This window comes from Chryseotalea sp. WA131a, from assembly GCA_025370075.1.
GTDB lineage: Bacteria > Bacteroidota > Bacteroidia > Cytophagales > Cyclobacteriaceae > ELB16-189.
Genome location: CP073016.1, coordinates 126459 through 146861, shown reverse-complemented (window position 1 = coordinate 146861; position 20403 = coordinate 126459). Strand labels below are relative to the sequence as shown.

The following is a 20403-nucleotide window of genomic DNA, read 5'->3' as shown; positions in this document are numbered from 1 at the left end:
GAAACATTTGCAGCAATCGGACGACCCATTCTCGCGCGACAACTCTTAACGACACTTTCTGGCGGACGACAAAGTTCTTGCGCTGGACGACTTGTTCGCAAAACTTATCGGTGGACATTTTTCCTTTTGCTCGGTCGACATTAAAAACCTAAGCTCGGTTGCAAACTGGCCATAACACTAGCTTGCAGAAAAGCGGGCGGAGTGTGCGTTAGGAAAGTTCAGTGCGTTTTATTTATTTTATCACGTGGGAGAAAGCGCAAGTTTTTAATTGCCCGCCTTCTGCAAGCCAAATCGTTGTAGGCAACCCCATTTCGACATTTTTGCCTATCGAAACAAAGGGTACTGTGTAAAGGGACAATGGGGGCAAACCTGAACTTAGTTGTCTTTTAATAAAGCAACCAACAATGAGCAAAATTAACTTTCTTACGGCACTTACGACAATAATATTTATCCATTTTGGAGACGTGACAATGGCTCAGGTCTTTGGGGACAATTTAAATTTGGTCTATGGTAAATATAAAGTTGGTTTTAGAAACTATAAAAAAGACGACAATACCAGATCATACAGACGTATCTACGACTGGGACAACAAAGTTTTAGCCAGACCAATTTCTATCAGTATTTGGTATCCTACCGAAAAGACTTCAACAAAGACTATTTTGAAAGTTAAGAACTACATGACCATCTTAAAGCAAGAAGAGGAATGGGAAAGCTTGCCAGATGAGAGGATACTAAGTTGGTTCTATTACTCAGACAATGAGCATAACAGAGGACAATTAGAATTAGAAACAAAAGCAAATTTTAATACTCGACTAATCACCGGGAAATTTCCTGTGGTCATCTATGCTCCAAGCTATCAAGCATCGTCCGTGGAGAACTTTGCTCTCTGTGAATTTCTGGCCAGTCATGGATACATAGTCCTTTCTTGTCCCAGCCGTGGAACAGAAAACAGGTTTCTTGATGGTGGAACAACTAGAGATATTGAGACGCAAGCTAGCGACATAGAGTTTTTAATCGGTGAAGCTTCGACTTTAGTAAATGCTGACTTGGACAAGTTATCCGTGATCGGTTTTAGTTTTGGCGGCATTTCAAATGTGTTAGCACAAATGAAAAATGAGCGAATAAAAGCGTTAGTATGTCTAGATGGTAGTATAAAATATCAATTTGAAAAAATTTTAACATCGAGCTACGCTAATTTATCAAGGGTCAATGTCCCATTCATTTTCATGTCACAAAAGGACATACCTTTGCCTGTAATGATTGCGGACAAAATAGATACAACATTGAACAAACGATTCGACTTCTACGACTCATTGAAACACAGTCAAGCATATTACTTAAAATTTAATGACTTGACTCATTCTTATTTTAGTTCGATGGGCGTTCTTTTCCAAGACCGCGACCCAAGGCAAGATAAAAGCGACAAGGAAATAATTTCCTCTTATGGTTGGATGACTAATTACACATTGCATTTCCTAAATGCATTCCTAAAAAATGACAAGTTATCCAAACAATTTTTGGACAACGACCCAACCTCAAATGGAGTCCCCGGGAATTCAATTACGATTAAATCGAAAATTCCAACAAAAAGAAGTTTGAGTTTTCAAGATTTCAATGTAGCTGCTCAGGAACAAGATTATAAAGATTTAGAAGGGTTAGTCAAAACTCTAAAGCGGAACAATACTGACTTTGAACTTCAAGAATGGAAATTAAACAATCTTGGACTTCAACTTTTATTCAAGGGAAAAGTCCAAGAGGGAGTAAATATTCTAAGTTTAAATACTATTCTCTACCCAAATTCCGCAAACGGCTTTGATAGTCTTGCAGAGGGGTATTTAGTTCAGGGTAACAACGAATTGGCTAAGAAGAATTTTAACCTCTCGCTTAAATTAGATCCTCAAAACCAAAATGCTATTGAGAAGCTTAGGAAATTGGGACAGAAATGACAACGATTATGGTGTTCGAAAAAAGTGCAGGTTAATGGGGCTGCCTACAACAATGTATTTGCGTCAAGCGGGGTTGACGCGTAATCCAACGTTTTCGTATCATTAATGCGTTCGGTGTCGGGGACACCGCGCGGCTTCGGAAGCCCCGCTCGAACGCAAATACTCACGTTATGCACAAGGCTTGGGGACAGATTTTCCTCATCTGATAGGGAAAACTTCAAGCATCAAGACCAGTATTTATCTGCTAGGCGACTTAGGACTATTTTTCGTAAATTCGAGCCGTGAAACAAAGAATATATATCGACACATCTGTTTTTGGTGGTTACTTTGACGAGGAGTTTTCCGATCATACAATTCCCCTCTTTGACCGACTAAGAGACGAGGAGTTCACTTTGTTATTTTAGACAGTGACGCAAGATGAGCTTGAAAATGCTCCTGCCAAAGTAAAAGAACTTGTAAGAGGCCTTAAAATCGGGTCGACTGAGTTTTTGGACACGACAGCCGAAGCAGTAGAATTGGCAACAGAGTATATTACAGAAAAAGTGGTAGGTCAAACCAGTTTTGCTGATTGTTTGCACATTGCTCTGGCGACAATAAATCGAGCTGACTTTTTGATAAGTTGGAATTTCAAACACATTGTTAATGTGCAAAGAATTCGTGGGTACAATTCCATTAACATAAAGAATGGTTATCGACAAATTGAGATACGTTCACCTAGAGAATTTGAAAAATATGAAGACGATTGAGAAACAATTTGACGCTGTAGATTTTATGAGACAGCAACGCGACAAATTAAGCGAGAAGTTATCGAAGATGACAAAGGATGAAATCATTGAATACTTCAAAAGACGTAAATTAGAGACGACCAATAAGCCCTGTGCATAACAAAAGCTTATTGCAAGCGGGCGGGACAGTGCGTCATTGAAGTTTGTAGTTCTTTATTTATCTTTATCACGTTGGACAGGGCGCAGGTTTTAATTGCCCGCCAGCAATAAGCTAACCGTTACCTGCAAGCCTAAAAGACGACAGTGCAACAATGAACGACAAAATAAAACATAAACAAGTGACTGGACAAATGAACCATCAGACAGCCGACCCGAAAGCCAACGCTTCTGTATTTTTATTTTTTCCCACCGCACATTTTTTAACCCAGATTTTGCAGTAGAACTATCCAGTCAGACTTAGTGGCAGGTTTATTTTTTGGACATTTGAGAATAATCCATCATACCATTGCCTTCTTTTGAGTGGGACGGACATTTTCAGTACCCATTTTTGGGCTTCCTGCTCCACCCAACTTCCAACTGCAAAGCAGTTGAACCTTAATGTGGAAAGCTTGGGCTGTGGCTGTTTTTGATGGGTTATTTGGCGGAACAGGCTCATCAAATTATAGGCTACCATCACAAAGCGCATAGCTGTTTCAGTAGCACAAAAACTATCCATGCAAAAGCCTTCTGTACCGAAATCTTCTTTCAACTCCTTGATCCTGTTTTCGGCATCACCCCTGCGCTTATATTGTTCCCATATTTCTGTTGCCGGCAGGGCTTGGTTAGTGACAAAGGCATGGTACCTTTTGCGGTACACTTTTTCGTCCGCTATGCCCACGCTGCTGAATAATGTCTTGAGCTTCTTACCCGTTGCCCTGGCCCTGATTTCTTCACTTTGTTTGATGACCACAATCCTACGGGCTTTGCCCCAGCCGCCTTGCTGGTAGTTTATTTCCGATACCCATAAGCCTTCGCCTATCGCATTCCATTGGGTGATACCATAAATGCTGGCTTGTAAATTGGCATACAGCTTACAGGCAATGACGTAGGGGATATTTCTCTGCTCAATGAAATCCAAGACTGTACCGGTACAAAACCCACTATCGGCCCTGAACAACCCTACTGTTTTGTTTTTGAGGATGGCAAAGGTCTCTTCTAAAAAATGGATGCAGTTGCTGTTGCTCCCTGTATTGCCGCTGCGGTTCCAGCAATTGGCCACCATGCGTATGTCATTGACAAAAGCAAACAAGGGATGATGGCTGCCACGGCCAGGCTTCTTGGGGTTGTACCCTTTTTTGCTGCCTTCCTGTTCCCCGTAACGGGTGATCACACTGCTGTCCATATCCAACGTGTAATTGTCGAATTGGATCTGCTCAAAAAACCACGTGTACAGTTCAATGAAAATTTGGTGGTTCATTGAGGGCGTAAACTTTTTAAAGAAACGCCCGAAGGTGGTCCCCGAAGCAACCCGCTTCCATCCAAATATCTGGCGCAACACTTCATCAACCCGCACCACCGCTGTGTGACTAAAACGAAAGCAACCAATCCAGATGCCCACCCAAAAACTCTCTATTATACCCACGGCATCTATCCGGTTGTTACTCTTGCTCTCAGGCAAACCAAGCTCGGCCAACTTCTTGCTGATCCCAGTTTGGTCAATCAATATTTTCATCTCTTTCATCCCGCCCCACGCTGTTACTAATTTATCGGTATAGTGGTGTTCCATATTCAAATATAAGACACCTTGTCACTATTTCATTCTACTGCAAAATCTGGGTTTAAAAACAATTTTAGCCAGCCGCACAAATGGCACATTTGGATTTGCCCGCCACACAAGCCGACCCTTCGCAAAACCAAAAGAGCCATTTTTTGCCAACGCTATACCAATACAACTGACAGCATGAGTTTAAAAGAAGAAATAGACATTAATTCTGACGGAGCAAAATTTGTTCGTGCTGATTTACATATTCACACTTTTGGTGAAAATGGTTCTTATGATGTGAAGGACACGACAATGACGCCTCAAAATATTGTTGACTTAGCTATACAAGAGAATATTCAAGTCATAAGTATTACAGACCATAATGAAATCAACAACGTTAAACCGACAATTGACTATGCAGTTGGCAAACCAATTCTTGTTTTATCAGGTGTTGAACTTTCGACAACTGAAGGACACTTGTTAGTTTATCTTCCCGACTTTCAATCGTTACGAACTTTTTATGGACAGTTAAACATTACTGCCGACAAAAAAATGTGCAACCATACAATAACCCAATGTTTGGGCTTCGCCCAAGCATTGGGCGGTTTTGGAGTTGCAGCACACATTGATTTGGACAGTGGATTTGAATTATACATGAAAGGCTACACACCTTTCAAAGAAGCTGTATTAAAGCATCCGAGTTTACTTGGACTAGAAATTTCATTAGCAGCTAATGAAAATTGGTTTACTGATAGGGACACATCGCCTGAAAGAAAAGGATTAATCAACATCAGAAGAACAGCGATTAACGAAGACCACACTTATGATATTGCAAAGTTGATGTCTTCTGATTCTCATGTATTGACTGCACTAGGAAAAAATGCAGTAGGCAATAAAAAAATTACCCGATTAAAAATGGATGAATTGAATTTTCTTTCATTCAAAATTGCTTTAATTGATTCTACAGCAAGAGTTAGGATAGAAGATTTGATCCCACCTACTGTTCCTCATTTTGTCGGATTAAAATTTGATGGTGGTTTTCTCGACACTCAAACGGTAAAATTGAGCAAGAACCTAACTTGCATTATAGGCGGAAGAGGTGCGGGCAAATCAACAGTTTTGGAATCAATAAGAGCAGCATCTGGCAATACTTGCAGAGCAAGCTTAGTAGACAATGAAGTTTGGCCCGAAAGGATCTCATTGTTGTATGAAGATGAAAGCGGTCGTCAACAAATACTGGTAAAGGACAAACAAAAGGATGTAATTAATGCAACCGACCCTGCAAATGGAATAACTGAAATTCAAATTGAAAGTTTTGGCCAAGGCGAAACAGCAGAAACAATTCAGCATTGTGATAAAGACCCGGGCGTATTGATAAACTTTTTTGATGGCTTTGTTGATTTTGGAAATCTAAAAGATGAAGATGATGAAATATGCCAAGAACTTTTGGATAATCAAACATCAATAGAAAGATTAACAATTGACATTAATACTATCCCGCAAATTGAAAAGGCAAAGAACAATGCTGACGAACAAGTTAAAGCATTGAAAGCAAAAAATGCTAAAGAAGTTGTAGAGCTTGAAGAAGGACTTGCAAATGAAAAATCATTAAGAAGTGAACTTGTGACACACCTTAATACTTTAATAAAAGGCATCACAAAAAGTCTAGCAGATAAAACAGTTTTTGATTTAGTCATTAGTTTTAAGGAGGACAAAATAATCATAGGAAAGGAAGAATTTAAGGACGTAAAAAGCATAGTGGAAAAATTCTCAAAGGATATTGATAACCATTCAGCAACTATTACAACTGATTCAACAGCCGTTGTAAATCTGATAAATGAAAAACTAAATACTTGGAAGGAAAAGGAAAGCACTTCTCAAAATAAAATTGAAGAAATAAGAAAAGAGATTGAAGCTAAAGGTGGTAAATTAGACCTAGCGTTCATTAGAAAAGTAACCAAAGATGCGAGTGATTATGCAATGAAGTTGAGCGAGTTGAATTTGAAGAAAGCGGAGCTTTTAAAATTGACAGAGGAAAGAAAAGGACTTTTAGAAAAAAGGAAAGAAATAAAACAGAATGTATTTAGAAAGCGATATGAATTCGTTTATAGGGTTAATGAAAATTTGAAGGCAACTGTAGTTGATTTCAACATTGACATAAAGATTTATCAAGGCTTGTATTCTCCGTCACTTTCAACTATAATTAAAGATTCAATGGGTTGGCGAACATCTCAAGTTCCGAAGGCTGATATTATTGTTAGTAGCATTTCATACAACGATTTTTTAGATTCAATAAAAAAGAAAAACTCAACTTTACTTCAAGCAATTAAATCAGACGGCTCATTTGTTTTTTCTAAGTCGGATGCAGACCAAATTATTTCGGTTCTATCTTCTCCTTCTATTCTATCACAAATTGAAAGATGTTCGTTTGAAGATGTTTCTACAATTACCTTGACTAGGAAATACACTGACAAAGACGGTAAAGATGCTTACATAAAAAAGGATTTTTCAAAGCTATCTCTTGGGCAGCAACAATCAATTCTTTTGTCAATATTGCTTTTCTCAAATAGGAATTGTCCATTGCTAATTGACCAACCCGAGGATAATTTGGATAGTGAATTTATTTACAAAACACTTGTGAAAAATCTAAGAAGGATTAAAGAACACAGGCAAGTAATAATTGTAACACACAACGCAAACATAGCAGTTTTGGGAGATGCAGAATTAATTGTTCCCTTGAAAAGTACCAGTGATAAAACACATGTAATTGACCGAGGTTCAATTGATAATTCTGCAACGAAGAAAGTTACTTGTGCCATATTAGAAGGGGGAGAAAAGGCATTCATTAAAAGGAAGGAAATATATGGAGTATAATTAACAATATTGAAAAAGGAATTTCCAAATAATATTCAAATGGAGTAAGCCGAAAATCCATATTAGAGTAGGCAAATTTAAAAGTAATTATCATGGCAAAAGCAAAAACAAAATCTGTAGTTCTGGCAAATAATGACCTGATTTATCTGTGGTGGAGTTTACCCAAAAAGATAGATAATTGTTTGGGATTCAGTATTCACAGGATAGTTGATAATGTTGAAGAACCAACAGGTTTATACGCAACCGTTGGATTCAATAAAGAAGAGGATTCTCGAAAATCACCTCAAACAACAGATGAATGGCCAATACAAAGCTTTAATTGGAAGGATTTATATGCCCCACATAATAAAGAAATAAAGTATAAAATCTATCCTATGATTGGTACTTGGGATAATTTAGAGAAGGATGAAATAAATAGCATAATAACAGAATCTACAAAAAGAACCCAAGAATATGGAGAAGCTAAAGTAATCTTTAATAGAGGAATATTATCTACGCAAGCATTTGCTAAATCAGGAAAAAAAGGTAAAACCGTAACGAAAGCGGAAGCTAAAGAGTTTATAACAAACCCTTCAAGCATATGGAGAAAGAGATTGGGTGGGCAGATGCTATTCAATGTAAATTCATTTTTCAAAAAAGCATCAGAAAATGGCGGTAAATATTATGCCGCTTTGTATGAACTTACAGATGATGTTTTAATAAAGGAGTTGACGAAAAATAAAGGAACCGAAATCATCTTGAGCAATGCAAATAAGTCAGAGACTAAAATTGTAAATGGTAAGGAAAAGACAATCACGATTAATGATGGAACCAATGAAACAACCAGAATGAATCTTCATTCAAACAAAAAAATAAAAGTATATGATAGGATGTTGGGTTCACATATTGGACACAATAAGTTTGTGATTTATGTAGATAATGAAGGAACTCCACAATCTATACTTACAGGTAGCACAAATTGGACTCCAACTGGTTTATGCGGTCAAACAAATAACATGATAATCATTAATTCTGAGAAAATTGCAACTCAGTACAAAGATTATTGGGATCAAATGAAATTAGAATATGAGAGAGATGAAAAACAGGGAGCCGATTTTCGAGAGTGGTGTGCCTCCAATAGCACAACAAATAAAATGAATAAAAATGCGAATTTAACTCTTTGGTTCTCTCCCAATACTGTGCAGAAGTCCAAACCAAAAAATCCTGCTACTCCCATTGATATGCAGGCAGTATTTGATCTAATTGAAAAAGCCAAAGAATCCGTTTTATATTTAGTATTTAATCCAGGAAGCCCAAGTATAATTGATAAAATCAAGGAAGTAGCTTCCAAAAGACCCGAAGGGAAACCCCTATTTGTAAGAGGAGCGGTATCTGACGCAAAGATAGCAAAGAGTGTTACTACAAATATTGTATCAAGTGATATACTTGAGAAACCTGCTACATATTATTTTGATAGGGTCACAGGTGTAGCAGCAATTCCTGGCCCATTTAGCTACTTTGAGGGAGAACTTTTAAAACTTGGTTTTTCTACAATACATGATAAGCTATTGGTTATTGACCCTTTTAGTGATGATTGTGTTGTTATAACAGGTAGTCATAATTTAGGTTATGCAGCTTCTTATAAAAATGATGAGAATATGCTAATAATTAAGAAAGATAAAGCTATTGCACAAGCTTATGCAACACATGTATTGGATATAGTCAATCATTTTAAATGGCGGTATAAACTTCAAGATAAAATACTTAAGGCAGGAGCAAAAACTCTTGCACAAAAAGAGGTTGTCCTTAAAAAGGAATGGAACGATCTTAGTGAAAGTGATGAATGGATGGATTACTATTTCGATGAAACCGGGTTTATAAATCGGGATAGGTTCATTTTCTAATTTACATTTAATATAAATATATGAGAACAACTAAAGAAGTATGGGAACATCATTGTATTGCTTTTGCCAATGCCAATATTGATGACGTAATGTTTGATTTTGCTGATGATGCTATTTACGTAACAACAAATAAAGTCATTAAAGGGAAAGAAAATATTTATAAGCAATACGACAACCACTTCAAATCATTAGAGGTAGGTTCAACATCAAAAATAGTTAGCGAAACTATTGAAGGGGAAATCGTATTCTTTGAATGGACTGCAGACACACCATCAATTTATATCGCAGATGGAGTTGATACGTTTGTAATTAGAGATGGATTTATTGTTGCTCAGACGGTGAGAGGCACAGTAATTAGTAAGGTAAAATAATAAATAGAAACTATGCATAAAAATATTCTTTCATTTTGGCAACATTTGGAATCCTTACCAGATGGTCACACAGATAGACTTACACCAAGAGTTTGCATTCTTTTGCAAGAAGCGTTTGAAAAATGGCATACAAAACCAAAATGGATTGGCTTTGGTGAAATGGGTCATCTTTTCGATTATTACAAGAATGATGAACTTTCCAAAGTCAAATCTTTGTCTGTGGCTGAACGAAAAGGATTAGCTGTAAAAAAACTTTTTGAATTTATTTCTGACCCAATAAACAGAGAATCGAAGGGGACAATGGAGATTAATCCATTAGAATTAATTGTAGGAACACTTCCTCCATATTCTGTGGGTCAAGGTAAGGAATTAGTAAAGTATTTAACAGAAGAAGAAAGGCTATATTGGGAATTGAGGTATTTCAACGAGTGGTCGCCATTCGGTCATATAGTACCTGACCATGAAGTGGTTTTAAAGAAGGGAATATTAGGGATAATAACAGAATGTCAAACAAAGCAAGATCTTCTATCAAATCAACAAACAAAGCAGAAGCAGTTTTATCAATCAGTTATTGATTCGTTAGAAGGAGTCCTGTTTTACATTAATGCTTATGCAGATTATGCGTTTGAACTTTCAAAATCATTTCATCCAAATGACGAAAAGGCTATTAGTCTAAAATCAATTTCAGAAGGACTTAGAGAATATCCAGCCAAGCCATGCGAAACTTTTACAGATGCATTGCAATCTATTTACATAATGCATTGTGCACTTCATTTTTCTGGTGAAATTGTACCCATAGGTAGACTTGACCAATTACTTAATGAGTTTTACATAAGAGATTTAGAAAGGGGAATTGTTACTAAAGCTAAAGCACAAGAAATCCTTGATTGCTTTTGGATAAAACTGGATGAAAAAGTAGTTCACAACAGAAGATTTATCGAAGATAGATTTACTTCATCAGATGGAGCATTACTAGGAACAGGAGGCCCAAGTAACTTTGACCAAGGTGCATTGGTCAACCAGTGGATGCAGCAAGTTACTATTGGTGGAGTAATAGCCGATAATAAAGACATTGCAACAGATGCTGTAAATGAAATTACTTTTATGTGCATGGAATCTGCAAGACGATTGCCTTTGAATAGCCCAACTCTTGATTTAAGGGTTCATTCTAAAAGCAATGATAAATTATTTTCCGCAGCTGCAAAAACCATATTAAGTGGTGGGGCACATCCAATTCTAATGAATGATGACAAAATTATTCCGGCACTGCAAAATAAAACTGGGGGTACAGTTGAACTTAAGAGTGCAAGGAATTATGCATGTGATGGATGTTACGAAACTCTATTTGCTGGTGAAACAGAGTTTAGTTTTGGTTTTGTTGGTGCATTAGATGTCCTAGAAAAAACTTTAAATAGTGGGGCGGGTTTTGCTTTTTCAGGTGGAACTTTTTTAAGAGGTAGCAAAGGAAGTATTAGATCCCAACAAGCCAAAGATATTTCTACTTATGAAGATTTTTGGTCAATATTTGAGCAACATCTTTTATTAGGGTGTCACAAATTTTTACATGGTATTCTTTCTGCTTATGGAAGCAAAGAAGGTGTATCTCCATCCCCATTATTGTCTGCCATGATTAATGGCTGCATTGAAACTGGACGAGACCTTGCTGGCGGTGGTTCGAAGTATCATTTGTTTTCGCCTCTAATGACTGGAATAAGTACAGCAACAGATTCCTTATTCGTAATTAAGAATCTTGTTTTTGGAGATAAACTGTTTTCGCTTGAGGAATTAGTTTCATGTTTGAGAACAAACTGGGGAAGAAATAAAGAGGTAGTTGGACTCAAGATATCAGATGAAAGAATTATTGAAATTAGAAACCTGTGCATTAATCAACCTAAGTTTGGGCAAGGAAATAAGCATGTAGATGAAATTGCACATAAATTAATAACATCTTTTTATGATTCTCTTCAAGTGGCAAGAACAGATAAAGTACATGAAGAAAATTGGAAACGAATTCACAATCTGTATCACATAGAAGGTAAAGAATTTGAAATTTTACTAGCTCCAGGAGTAGGAACATTTGAGCAGTATAACTTTTCAGGTTCGTTTGTTGGGGCAACACCAGACGGTAGATATGCCTTTGACTCTATAGCTTCCGATTTATCCCCGGCACCCCACCATTCTGACCAACCAATTCCTCAAACACCAACAATAAAATTTATGGATGGTTTGGAAAGCTTTTCTGATTCCTCAATAAATCTACTTTCAGATGGTGCTCCACCTGATTTTAATATAAAAGAAGACTTTGATGAGGTTGCTTTGACCAAAATAATAAAGTCCTTTGCCGAAGGTCATGGAGGCAATATGCTTACGATAACTGTTAGTGATCCTGAATCTTTTAAAAATGCTCAGGATAATCCTGATGATTACAATTTGCTAAGAGTAAGAATGGGCGGATGGACGGAATTTTTTATTTCATTATTCCCAGCCCTACAAGAACAACATAAAAGAAGGCCATTGTTTAAATAAAATTATATCATGGAAAAAAATAAATTTATACCAAGACCACTGCCAATATTAGATAGTCCATACCAAAGTGGTATTTCTGATCCTCAGTTTCCACTGCTTTCTCCTAAAGAATTGGATGATGATAAAGACTATGAATTGTTCCGTGGGCGGGTAGACAAACAGGGTTTTGCAGCAATACTGAAGGCAAATGTTGCAGTTAAAAATAAATCTGAGTTAGGAATTTTACTTCAGTTATTATCAGATATAGCTTATTATGAAATGACTAGAACACCGCAATCTGATAAAAAGGAAGATTTAGCAAGAATTCCAAATTCATTAGCACAGATACCTGAATCGTGGCGTGTGACATTCACTATTGCATACGGTCATTCTCTATTTGTTGATAAATTCGGTAATGATAGATTCGGTTTAAGTTTTAGAAAACCGAAAAACTTAAAAATCATACCGAAATTTCCTGGGGACGAATTTGACCCATTTAACTCAGTTTCTGACTTACTTATATTGGTGTCTAGCGATCATCCTTACGTCAATGTAGCAATTACTAGAACCCTTGCCGAATATGTCAACAAGAAATTTGCAGCTAAAATCAGCAATAACCAAATAGAGAATGTTTTTCAAGTAATATGTGTACAACAGGGTTTTGGTCGTCCCGATTCTAAGGAGTTTCTAAAGTTCAATGATGGCATAGACAATCTTAGAGCAAATATCGACCTAGAAAAATTAGTATATGTAGATGAAAATTGCAATGAACCTGAATGGTGTATCGGGGGCTCCTATTTGGTTTATAAAAAGATTAGAGAAATGATGCCAGTATGGGAGGCATTTTCGAAATCAACCCAAGAAGGTATTATCGGAAGAGAAAAAGATAGTAGTTTACCTATTTCCAGAAATAAAGAAGGGATAAATAACTTAACACCTGTTTATCCTAATCCTACAGACCCCAAAGATGGTCCATTGAATTCTCACATTAGAAAGGTTCAACCAAGGAGACCAACTCCCGACCTATTTGGAGAAAATGATTTAAACAGAAGATTCTTAAGAAGGCCATATCCTTTTTTTGACGGAGTTGACGAAAGTGGAAAATCAATCAATGGACTTCACTTCTTAGCATTTATGAAAAGTATTCAAAATCAATTTGAGCATGTAACGAATATGTGGCAAATGAATCCAAATTTTCCTGTAGAAGGAACAGGTATAGATGCTTTGTATGCAAAAGATGTTTTGAAAAGTATAGATGGAGGCTACTACTTCTGTCCCCCAGCAAGAAAAACAAAAGATGATTTTGTTGGATCGGGTTTGTTTGAAGAATATGTAAAAACTCCCTATAAAATACCACAACATATTTATGGCTACGGAATAACATTTGTTGATATTGACGAAACAATTTTTAATACTTTCGCCAATATCAGAGTAATAAAAGATAGCGTTGTTATAAAATTATTAGATAATAGAGAGTTTAATGATTACAAATTGCAAGAAGGAGAATCTTTTGATTTTGGCGAGTTTAGAGACTCTGATACCTTTTTAAAAACATCGAAACCCATTATTACGATAGTTTCGGAGATTAAAAAGATACTCAATATAATTTCCTCAAATTCAGAAGGAAGTCGAATTGTGTTTTTGACGGCACGTAGCGATTTTGATAATAAGGAAAAGTTTTTGAATACTTTCCGTAAGTACGGTATTGATATAGATTCTTCAAGAATGTATGTTGAAAGGTCAGGAAATCTCCTGACAGGAACTGTTGCTGAGAAAAAGAAGAAAATCGTATTGGATTACTTGAAAGATGGTAAATATAGAAGGGTTAGACTAATTGATGATAATCAAGCCAATCTTGATGAATTCCTAACTATTAAAAGGTCATTAGATTCGGGTCTTATTGAGCTAATCAAAAAAAACCATTTCTTGGATGACTTAACAGATCCAATAGAATTCTATGCTTATCATGTAAACCATAAAGGAGAAATGAAATTGATAGGAAAAGAATAAGCCAACCCTAAAAGCAAGCACATTTGCAATTCGCACAAGCCAACGCACAGACCAAAAATTGCAAAAGAGCTTGGTTTGCAAACGCAAACAAAAATTGTTTTTAAAAAATTTCCCAACGCTTCAAAAAAATAAAAATACTCCAACACACAGCCCGACATACACAGCAGACAATGAGACAGAAACTCAATATTTACAAGGCATACAGCGACACGGTGATCAGAAGGCCAGCAGGTAACAGCGGTTTTGCAAAAAAGCGGGTTCAGTGATTAATTGAACATCCTACCTCGCATCAACTTTTGTGGTATATTGACAGTTTTGTACTCCGAAATCCGCTTCTTCGCAAAGCCGCAAACCGTTGGGCGTCATTTAAAGACACGATATGAAAATAATTTTGGTAACATTACTTCTTGCACTTACGACTCTTAGCTATTCGCAGACAATTCAGGACATCGAATTTGTTAATAAAATTTATCAAATTAAGTACCCAAAAAATTGGCAGTTGGACAGCTCAAAGACAATGGGCACTGACTTGCTTCTTTTTGCGCCATTAGAAAACGAATCAGACAAATTTAGGGAGAATGTGAACATTATTATTCAAAACTTGGCCGGACAAAACATCGACCTTGAAAAATATAAGCTAATTACAGACAAGCAGTTGGAGAATGCTGCCCTTGACGCTAAAGTCTCGGAGTCTGAAATTGTAAAGACTGGCAACGAAAGCTTTTATAGGACAACTTACGCAATGACTCAAGGTAAACTGAAACTAAAAATTTCTTCAAAATGCTTTATAAAAAATGACAAAGCCTTTTTGGTGACATTCACTTCTGAAATTGAAAAGTACGACAGCTATAAAAAAATCGGAGAGGAAATTTTAAACACGTTTAGGTTGAGAAAGTAAACGAACGCCCAACAATATATTTGCGCCAGGCGGGGTTGACGTGCAGTTCAAAGTTTTGTTATCTTTATTCCGTTTCGCGCTGGGGACAGGACGCAGTTTTAAATTCCCGCCCGATCGCAAATATTTACGTTGTGTGTAATGCCGCGGGACAATTAAGTCCTATCGAAAAAGAGGAGAAAATTTTGTAAATTGTGGAGTGAAAAAAGTAAAAGTTAACCATCTCGACTTTGTTATAGATAAGCTAACAAATTCGATTGAAAACGTAAAAACAGGCGACAGCTTTAAAACTGACGTTTCCTTATTGACGAGAGACGAAATAAAAGGAATAACCAAGAAAAGTGGGTGGTTATTTGACTGGAAATCAGAACTTAAGGCTCCGGAAAAAGAGGTCTATAAACTGACAATTTCGGGAAGTACTAATATCCAAGGACTGATTAGCATAACCTTCAGAGACGACCATGTTTACATGCACTTAATTGAAAGTGCCCCATTCAATAAAGGAAAAGACAAGGCATATTTAGGTGTGCCTGGCAATTTAGTTGCCTTTGCTTGTAGGGTTTCATACCAAAGAGGTGGCGGTGGATACCTTTCGTTTAACTCTAAAACTCAATTAATCGAGCATTACATTAAATCATTAGGTGCCGTTCACTTTGGAGGGACTCTTATGGTTATTACACCCGAGACTTCATTAAGACTTATTGACAAATACTTTAACGACTGACATATGGGACTGATTAAAGAACCTTTAAACGTAGACTTTGTAGTTGACCCTAGACCACTGACAGAGAAAGAAAGAAAAATGATTAGCGACTTTATTAAGGCGGACAAATTAAAAAAAGCAAACATGATTGACCGAATTAAAAAAAGTCAAAAGAGACGTCCACGAATAAAAGTGAGTTAATGCGGCACTACACACAACAACTGTATTTGCTTCAAGCGGGGTTGACGCGTAATCCAACGTTTTCGTATCTTTAATGCGTTCAGTGTCGGGGACACCACGCGGCTTCGAAAGCCCCGCTCGAACGCAAATACTCACGTTGTGGGTAATGCTTTCAAGAAAATGTAGACATCTAATGAAGGGACTAATAATTTTTACTTTGACAATTTTCACCTTGACAACTTATGGCCAAGGGTCAGAGAAGGTCTTGTATATCGTGGACTCTATTCCCGTGCTAAAAGATCCTGACCCGAAAGAAGGAACACTTGCCGAGACGGATATTGAAACTCTGACGGTCGTGACAAAAAAGGAAGAAATTGCAAAGCACGGTTACAACGACATTGACAAAATTATTTTCATTATAACTAAGGAGTTCTTCAAGCGACCAGAGGAAGTAAAGAGAATTCCGACACGAAGCAAATGGAGAGGAAAGGCGGAAAATGGTATCTCTCCAAATCGGCTTCTCCTTATTCTGGACAATTCATTGACTATTTTTTCAATGGAAAAAAACAAGGGGACGGAACGCTGAAAGATGGTGTACTTGAAGGTCGAAGAAATGTTTATTACCCAAATGGAAATTTGAGTTATTTTACTCATTATGTCAATGGCGGTGAAACAGGAGAATCTAAAGAGTACTTTATGAACGGGACACTTCATCAGGAAGGAAATTTCGTGAATGGAAAAGACGATGGGCTTTGGAAAGAGTGGTATTCGACAGGCCAACTCAAGCGGCAGACAAGTTTTAAACTAGGCGAAGTAATAGGCGCGACCAAGGAAGATGACAAGTTTCACAAATATTTGTCGAGCGGAATTAAAATGTTTAACGAGGAGAATTATCAAGGCGCAATAAAGTCTTATGAGAAAGCAATTGAAATTAATCCAAATTATAGTGACGCATATTTTCATCGTGGGACAGCATATCTATACAATTTCAAGTTTGACGAAGCGATAAAGGATTATGATAAAGCGGTTGATCTCGAACCAATGTACATGGAATCGTTGAGCAACCGAGCTTTTGCGAGACTTAGGAAGTATGAATTCAAAGACAGAAGAACTTTGAGTAAAAATAGTGGAGTTACAGTTTTAGCAGCAAAGGACAAAGTAGAAATACCTCAAGAGGAGAAAATAAAAATATGCTCTGACCTAAAGAAAGGTTTAGAGCTTGGCGACAATAAACCGATGATATTAGATGCCTTAAAAAAATATTGTGAGTGAAAGCACTACCCACAACACTATGCTTATGCAATAGCGGGGTGACGTGTTGGCAAGTTCGTTTCGTTTACTTAAATTTAGTTGTGCTTGCGGGACAGGACGCAGTTTCAAAATCCCGCTACTGACTTAAGCATGAAACGTTATGCACAATGCCGCGGGACAGATTCAGCGCTTCGAACATTGGCACATTTGCTTGCCGCACTTTCCACGCGAGACCAAAGCAAGCAAAAGAGCCAATCTGCATTCCAACTTTATATTGAATTAATGTGTCCAATTAATAAAAAATATTATCTTTATAGATGCGTGTTAGTAATGAGGGTTAAGATTACGAGTCAATTAAGGGCATCTCTAAAAACCCGTTTTAAATTTTTTCACTTCCTAGTTTATCGAATTTTTTCTTTGCAATCTTAAAAAATAGTGATTAAGGGCTCTTTTGACTTTTTCTTTTCACCCTTGGCAGGATGATGATTGACCATTTGGTCAAACTATCGGCCATTCAAGTTCACTTTTATCTGCGTTAGCCTGAACAAATTGTAGGTGAGGTTCATTAAACCAATCGTTGCTTTGGCCCTCACAAAGTTTCGGCATCGGATATACATTCGGTTCATCGAGTTGGTCATGAACCCAAAAATGTGCTCCACTCTTGCCCTTGTCTTTGATTTCTTCTTGTTGCGCTTTTGCTGCGCATTGGTAAGGGGTTTATTGCGGTATCCTTTTTCATGGATCATGGAGGTCATATTTTTTCCGTTCAACTCTTTTTCAATTTTCTCACTCCGATAAGCACTATCAGCATATACTTTTTGTCCGCGATCCCTTTTGTCAATCAATGGTCCAATCATTTCACTATCGTGAACATTGGCAGGGGTTACCTTATAACCCGTAATGAGTTTGGTGCGCGCATCGGCTTTCACATGGTCTTTATACCCATAGTAACTTTTTCCATTGTGCGTAACCCATTTGGCATCAATATCTTTCTGGCGTAGCTTGTTTTCTTTATCTTTCCAATCTGGGGGAATAATCCCCTCATTGAGTTGTTGGTTCTCATCGCGGCTGTTTCGTTGAATAGGGACTTCCACAATGGAGGCATCTATCATTCGGCCTTTGTTAAGAATTACACCCCGTTGGCTCAAGGTTTTATCCAGCAAGGAAAACAATTTCTCCACCATCTTGCCTTTGGCAAGTTCATTTTTAAAGTTCCAGATTGTTTTGGCATCGGGCACCGTATCAGATATGGTCAACCCTAAAAAACGCATGAACGATAAACGATCTAAAATCGCATATTCCGTGCCGTCATCGCTTAAATTATAATAGCGCTGCAAAATCAATATTTTGAACATCATCAGATAATCAAAGGAAGGGCGACCGCCTTGGCTTCTGTCTTTTCCCGATTCAAAATGTGCCTCCAAGGGTTTGCGGAAAATCCCAAAGTCAATGTGGGCTTGCAATTTTAACAATGGATCGTTTTGCTTACCGATTTTATCCAACCGAAACTGCTCATCAAATAATCCTCTCGATTTATTTTTCATCTATTTTCTCCTTTTTCTCAAGAAACAAAATTTATAGATAATTTCGTAGGGTTTTTAGAGATACCCTTAATAATATTCACCACTCATTATCGATTGACAATTGATTTTGATGATAAGCTTTATCATGATTATTTGTGGATTTTGGGAATGAAGCACGGTGAAAAAGAAAAGTTTGAATCCATCGATTATCTATCCATCATAAAAAGTAAAGTGACTCAAACCATGAACTCGCGAGCAAGGTCAACCACTATTCAAAAAGAAGTTTTTGATGGATATTTGAAATTTTCTGAGAACGATAAAATACATTTGATGACCAAAGAGAACAAGAATGATTTGATTCACGAAATGAAAAAAATAGCAAGTAAGCTTAATCTTGATATCATGGACAACACTGAAGGAATTCCTACAAAAATTTAGGCATCTCCCAATTTACATTCCTTCTTACTTCCCATAACCACTATCTTTGCCCCCAATGAAAAAAGTTATCGCGTGGGTCATTCGCTTTGTGCCCCGAAAATATTTGCAGCGGCTCAGTGGTATTGGCCTAAAAGTATTGGGTATTTTTTATGCAGGCAAAAATGTAGAGTGCCCCATCTGCAACCATCCATACCGCTCGTTCTTGCCGTATGGCAGAATCAATCCCCGACCAAACGCACTTTGTCCTAATTGTTTAAGTTTAGAGCGCCACCGGTTGATTTGGCTTTACCTGCGCGATAAAACGAATTTCTTTTCTGCAAAATTGAAGGTGCTGCACATCGCACCCGAACCTTGCTTTATGAAACCTTTCGAGAAGCTGCATGGTGAGGGCTACATCACAGCAGATATAGAATCTCCTCTAGCCAAAGTAAAGATGGACATCCATCAAATACCGTTTGGTGAAAATCATTTTGATGCCGTGCTGTGCAACCACGTGTTGGAGCATGTGCAAAACGACATCAAAGCCATGAGCGAAATCAACCGTGTGCTAAAGCCAGGTGGCTGGGCCATTTTGCAAGTTCCTTTTTTTCATCCCATTCCAGAAGTGACATTCGAAGACAACTCCATCACCGACCCACGCGCCCGCGAAAAAGCCTTCGGCCAAGATGACCATGTGCGCAAGTTTGGAAAAGACTATTCCAAAAGAATAGAACAAGCCGGACTGCATGCTACACAAAATACATTCGCAGCCGACCTCACGGAAGAAAAGGCAACGTATTTTGGCGTAGAGCGCAAGGAGGTTTTGTATGTGGGGAAGAAAGGTTGAGCGATGTCAAGATTTAAGACCAGACATAAGCTTATTTTTTCACTGATCTTATTTCTCGCCATTGGCTTTTTGATTCCAGAAAATTTTAACATGCCGGTGGAAGGAGCGAATTCCAAAAGCTATCACCCTAATTCGTATTGGTATTATCCGTGGGGAAAGTCGGGCACGCACAAAGGGGTTGATATCTTTGCTAAGCAGGGAACGCCAGTAATAGCCTCAACTTCTGGTATAGTTTTGTACACAGGCAATATTCTGCTTGGCGGCAATGTGGTGTTGCTGCTCGGGCCAAAGTGGAAGGTGCATTACTTTGCACATCTGGAGAATATATCTACGAGTTCGTTTTCGTGTTTAAGCGTTGGTGAGAAGTTGGGAACGGTAGGCACTACTGGCAATGCAATAGGAAAACAGCCACATCTCCATTATTCAATCGTGACTTTGATACCTTATGTTTGGAGAATTGATGGATCTCAGCAGGGTTGGAAGAAAATGTTTTATCTTAACCCAATTGATTCTTTTAAAAGATGAAAAAGAT

The 20403-nt window shown here is 37.5% G+C and carries 18 protein-coding genes; 16 read left to right on the top strand and 2 right to left on the bottom strand.

Features of this window, described 5'->3' with window-relative positions:
- The first annotated feature begins 404 nt into the window (after positions 1–404).
- From KA713_00655 to KA713_00645, 3 genes are all read left to right on the top strand, one after another.
- Positions 405–1946 carry an alpha/beta hydrolase gene (locus tag KA713_00655; protein ID UXE67147.1) on the top strand — a complete coding sequence of 514 codons (1542 nt, stop codon included), beginning with the start codon at positions 405–407 and terminating at the stop codon, positions 1944–1946.
- Positions 1947–2353: 407 nt separating this feature from the next.
- Positions 2354–2692 (top strand): hypothetical protein, encoded by a 339-nt coding sequence (locus KA713_00650; GenBank protein UXE67146.1) that lies wholly within the window; start codon positions 2354–2356, stop codon positions 2690–2692.
- On the top strand, positions 2679–2831 hold the full coding sequence (locus KA713_00645; GenBank protein ID UXE67145.1) for a hypothetical protein: 153 nt from the start codon (positions 2679–2681) through the stop codon (positions 2829–2831). Before KA713_00650 ends, KA713_00645 begins: the two co-directional genes overlap by 14 nt.
- A gap of 282 nt (positions 2832–3113) precedes the next feature.
- On the opposite strand, the gene KA713_00640 is transcribed toward KA713_00645, so the two are convergent.
- Complete coding sequence (locus KA713_00640; GenBank protein UXE67144.1) at positions 3114–4436, bottom strand: IS1380 family transposase; 1323 nt, start codon at positions 4434–4436, stop codon at positions 3114–3116.
- A gap of 174 nt (positions 4437–4610) precedes the next feature.
- Here KA713_00640 and KA713_00635 point away from each other — a divergent pair, with 174 nt between their 5' ends.
- The 10 genes from KA713_00635 to KA713_00590 all read left to right on the top strand — a co-directional run bounded on the left by KA713_00635 (position 4611) and on the right by KA713_00590 (position 17105).
- Complete coding sequence (locus KA713_00635) at positions 4611–7286, top strand: PHP domain-containing protein (protein ID UXE67143.1); 2676 nt, start codon at positions 4611–4613, stop codon at positions 7284–7286.
- Positions 7287–7378: 92 nt separating this feature from the next.
- Positions 7379–9169 carry a hypothetical protein gene (locus KA713_00630; protein ID UXE67142.1) on the top strand — a complete coding sequence of 597 codons (1791 nt, stop codon included), beginning with the start codon at positions 7379–7381 and terminating at the stop codon, positions 9167–9169.
- A 20-nt stretch (positions 9170–9189) separates the two neighbouring features.
- Positions 9190–9540: a nuclear transport factor 2 family protein gene (locus KA713_00625; protein UXE67141.1), complete on the top strand. Its 351-nt coding sequence runs from the start codon at positions 9190–9192 to the stop codon at positions 9538–9540.
- A 12-nt stretch (positions 9541–9552) separates the two neighbouring features.
- Entirely contained in the window at positions 9553–12066 is a 2514-nt protein-coding gene (locus tag KA713_00620) for a pyruvate formate lyase family protein (protein UXE67140.1), read from the top strand.
- Between the two features lie 9 nt (positions 12067–12075).
- Positions 12076–14055, top strand: a complete 1980-nt coding sequence (locus KA713_00615; protein ID UXE67139.1) for a Dyp-type peroxidase — start codon at positions 12076–12078, stop codon at positions 14053–14055.
- A 379-nt stretch (positions 14056–14434) separates the two neighbouring features.
- A complete protein-coding gene (locus tag KA713_00610) occupies positions 14435–14953 on the top strand; it encodes a hypothetical protein (protein ID UXE67138.1) in 519 nt (172 codons plus the stop codon).
- Between the two features lie 196 nt (positions 14954–15149).
- Positions 15150–15674 (top strand): hypothetical protein, encoded by a 525-nt coding sequence (locus tag KA713_00605; GenBank protein ID UXE67137.1) that lies wholly within the window; start codon positions 15150–15152, stop codon positions 15672–15674.
- A gap of 3 nt (positions 15675–15677) precedes the next feature.
- Positions 15678–15854, top strand: coding sequence for a hypothetical protein (locus tag KA713_00600; protein UXE67136.1), 177 nt, complete (start codon positions 15678–15680; stop codon positions 15852–15854).
- Positions 15855–16026: 172 nt separating this feature from the next.
- Positions 16027–16419, top strand: coding sequence for a hypothetical protein (locus KA713_00595; protein UXE67135.1), 393 nt, complete (start codon positions 16027–16029; stop codon positions 16417–16419).
- Complete coding sequence (locus KA713_00590; protein UXE67134.1) at positions 16311–17105, top strand: tetratricopeptide repeat protein; 795 nt, start codon at positions 16311–16313, stop codon at positions 17103–17105. The genes KA713_00595 and KA713_00590 overlap by 109 nt, the downstream gene beginning before the upstream one ends.
- 482 nt (positions 17106–17587) lie before the next feature.
- On the opposite strand, the gene KA713_00585 is transcribed toward KA713_00590, so the two are convergent.
- Positions 17588–18628: an IS5 family transposase gene (locus KA713_00585; GenBank protein ID UXE67133.1), complete on the bottom strand. Its 1041-nt coding sequence runs from the start codon at positions 18626–18628 to the stop codon at positions 17588–17590.
- A gap of 93 nt (positions 18629–18721) precedes the next feature.
- Here KA713_00585 and KA713_00580 point away from each other — a divergent pair, with 93 nt between their 5' ends.
- From KA713_00580 to KA713_00570, 3 genes are all read left to right on the top strand, one after another.
- Positions 18722–19045 carry a hypothetical protein gene (locus tag KA713_00580; GenBank protein ID UXE67132.1) on the top strand — a complete coding sequence of 108 codons (324 nt, stop codon included), beginning with the start codon at positions 18722–18724 and terminating at the stop codon, positions 19043–19045.
- A 55-nt stretch (positions 19046–19100) separates the two neighbouring features.
- Positions 19101–19871, top strand: coding sequence for a class I SAM-dependent methyltransferase (locus tag KA713_00575; GenBank protein ID UXE67131.1), 771 nt, complete (start codon positions 19101–19103; stop codon positions 19869–19871).
- Positions 19872–19961: 90 nt separating this feature from the next.
- Positions 19962–20396, top strand: a complete 435-nt coding sequence (locus KA713_00570; protein UXE68985.1) for a M23 family metallopeptidase — start codon at positions 19962–19964, stop codon at positions 20394–20396.
- The last annotated feature ends 7 nt before the right edge of the window (positions 20397–20403 follow it).

Bases quoted from the DNA above. Each gene is read 5' to 3' on its own strand.
- KA713_00615 (UXE67139.1), top strand. From the start codon at position 12,076: ATGGAAAAAAATAAATTTATACCAAGACCACTGCCAATATTAGATAGT.
- KA713_00625 (UXE67141.1), top strand. From the start codon at position 9,190: ATGAGAACAACTAAAGAAGTATGGGAACATCATTGTATTGCTTTTGCC.
- KA713_00600 (UXE67136.1), top strand. From the start codon at position 15,678: ATGGGACTGATTAAAGAACCTTTAAACGTAGACTTTGTAGTTGACCCT.
- KA713_00620 (UXE67140.1), top strand. From the start codon at position 9,553: ATGCATAAAAATATTCTTTCATTTTGGCAACATTTGGAATCCTTACCA.
- KA713_00570 (UXE68985.1), top strand. From the start codon at position 19,962: ATGCCGGTGGAAGGAGCGAATTCCAAAAGCTATCACCCTAATTCGTAT.
- KA713_00630 (UXE67142.1), top strand. From the start codon at position 7,379: ATGGCAAAAGCAAAAACAAAATCTGTAGTTCTGGCAAATAATGACCTG.
- KA713_00595 (UXE67135.1), top strand. From the start codon at position 16,027: ATGAAGGGACTAATAATTTTTACTTTGACAATTTTCACCTTGACAACT.
- KA713_00645 (UXE67145.1), top strand. From the start codon at position 2,679: ATGAAGACGATTGAGAAACAATTTGACGCTGTAGATTTTATGAGACAG.
- KA713_00610 (UXE67138.1), top strand. From the start codon at position 14,435: ATGAAAATAATTTTGGTAACATTACTTCTTGCACTTACGACTCTTAGC.
- KA713_00640 (UXE67144.1), bottom strand. From the start codon at position 4,436: ATGGAACACCACTATACCGATAAATTAGTAACAGCGTGGGGCGGGATG.
- KA713_00655 (UXE67147.1), top strand. From the start codon at position 405: ATGAGCAAAATTAACTTTCTTACGGCACTTACGACAATAATATTTATC.
- KA713_00635 (UXE67143.1), top strand. From the start codon at position 4,611: ATGAGTTTAAAAGAAGAAATAGACATTAATTCTGACGGAGCAAAATTT.
- KA713_00575 (UXE67131.1), top strand. From the start codon at position 19,101: ATGAAAAAAGTTATCGCGTGGGTCATTCGCTTTGTGCCCCGAAAATAT.
- KA713_00585 (UXE67133.1), bottom strand. From the start codon at position 18,628: ATGAAAAATAAATCGAGAGGATTATTTGATGAGCAGTTTCGGTTGGAT.
- KA713_00590 (UXE67134.1), top strand. From the start codon at position 16,311: ATGGAGAGGAAAGGCGGAAAATGGTATCTCTCCAAATCGGCTTCTCCT.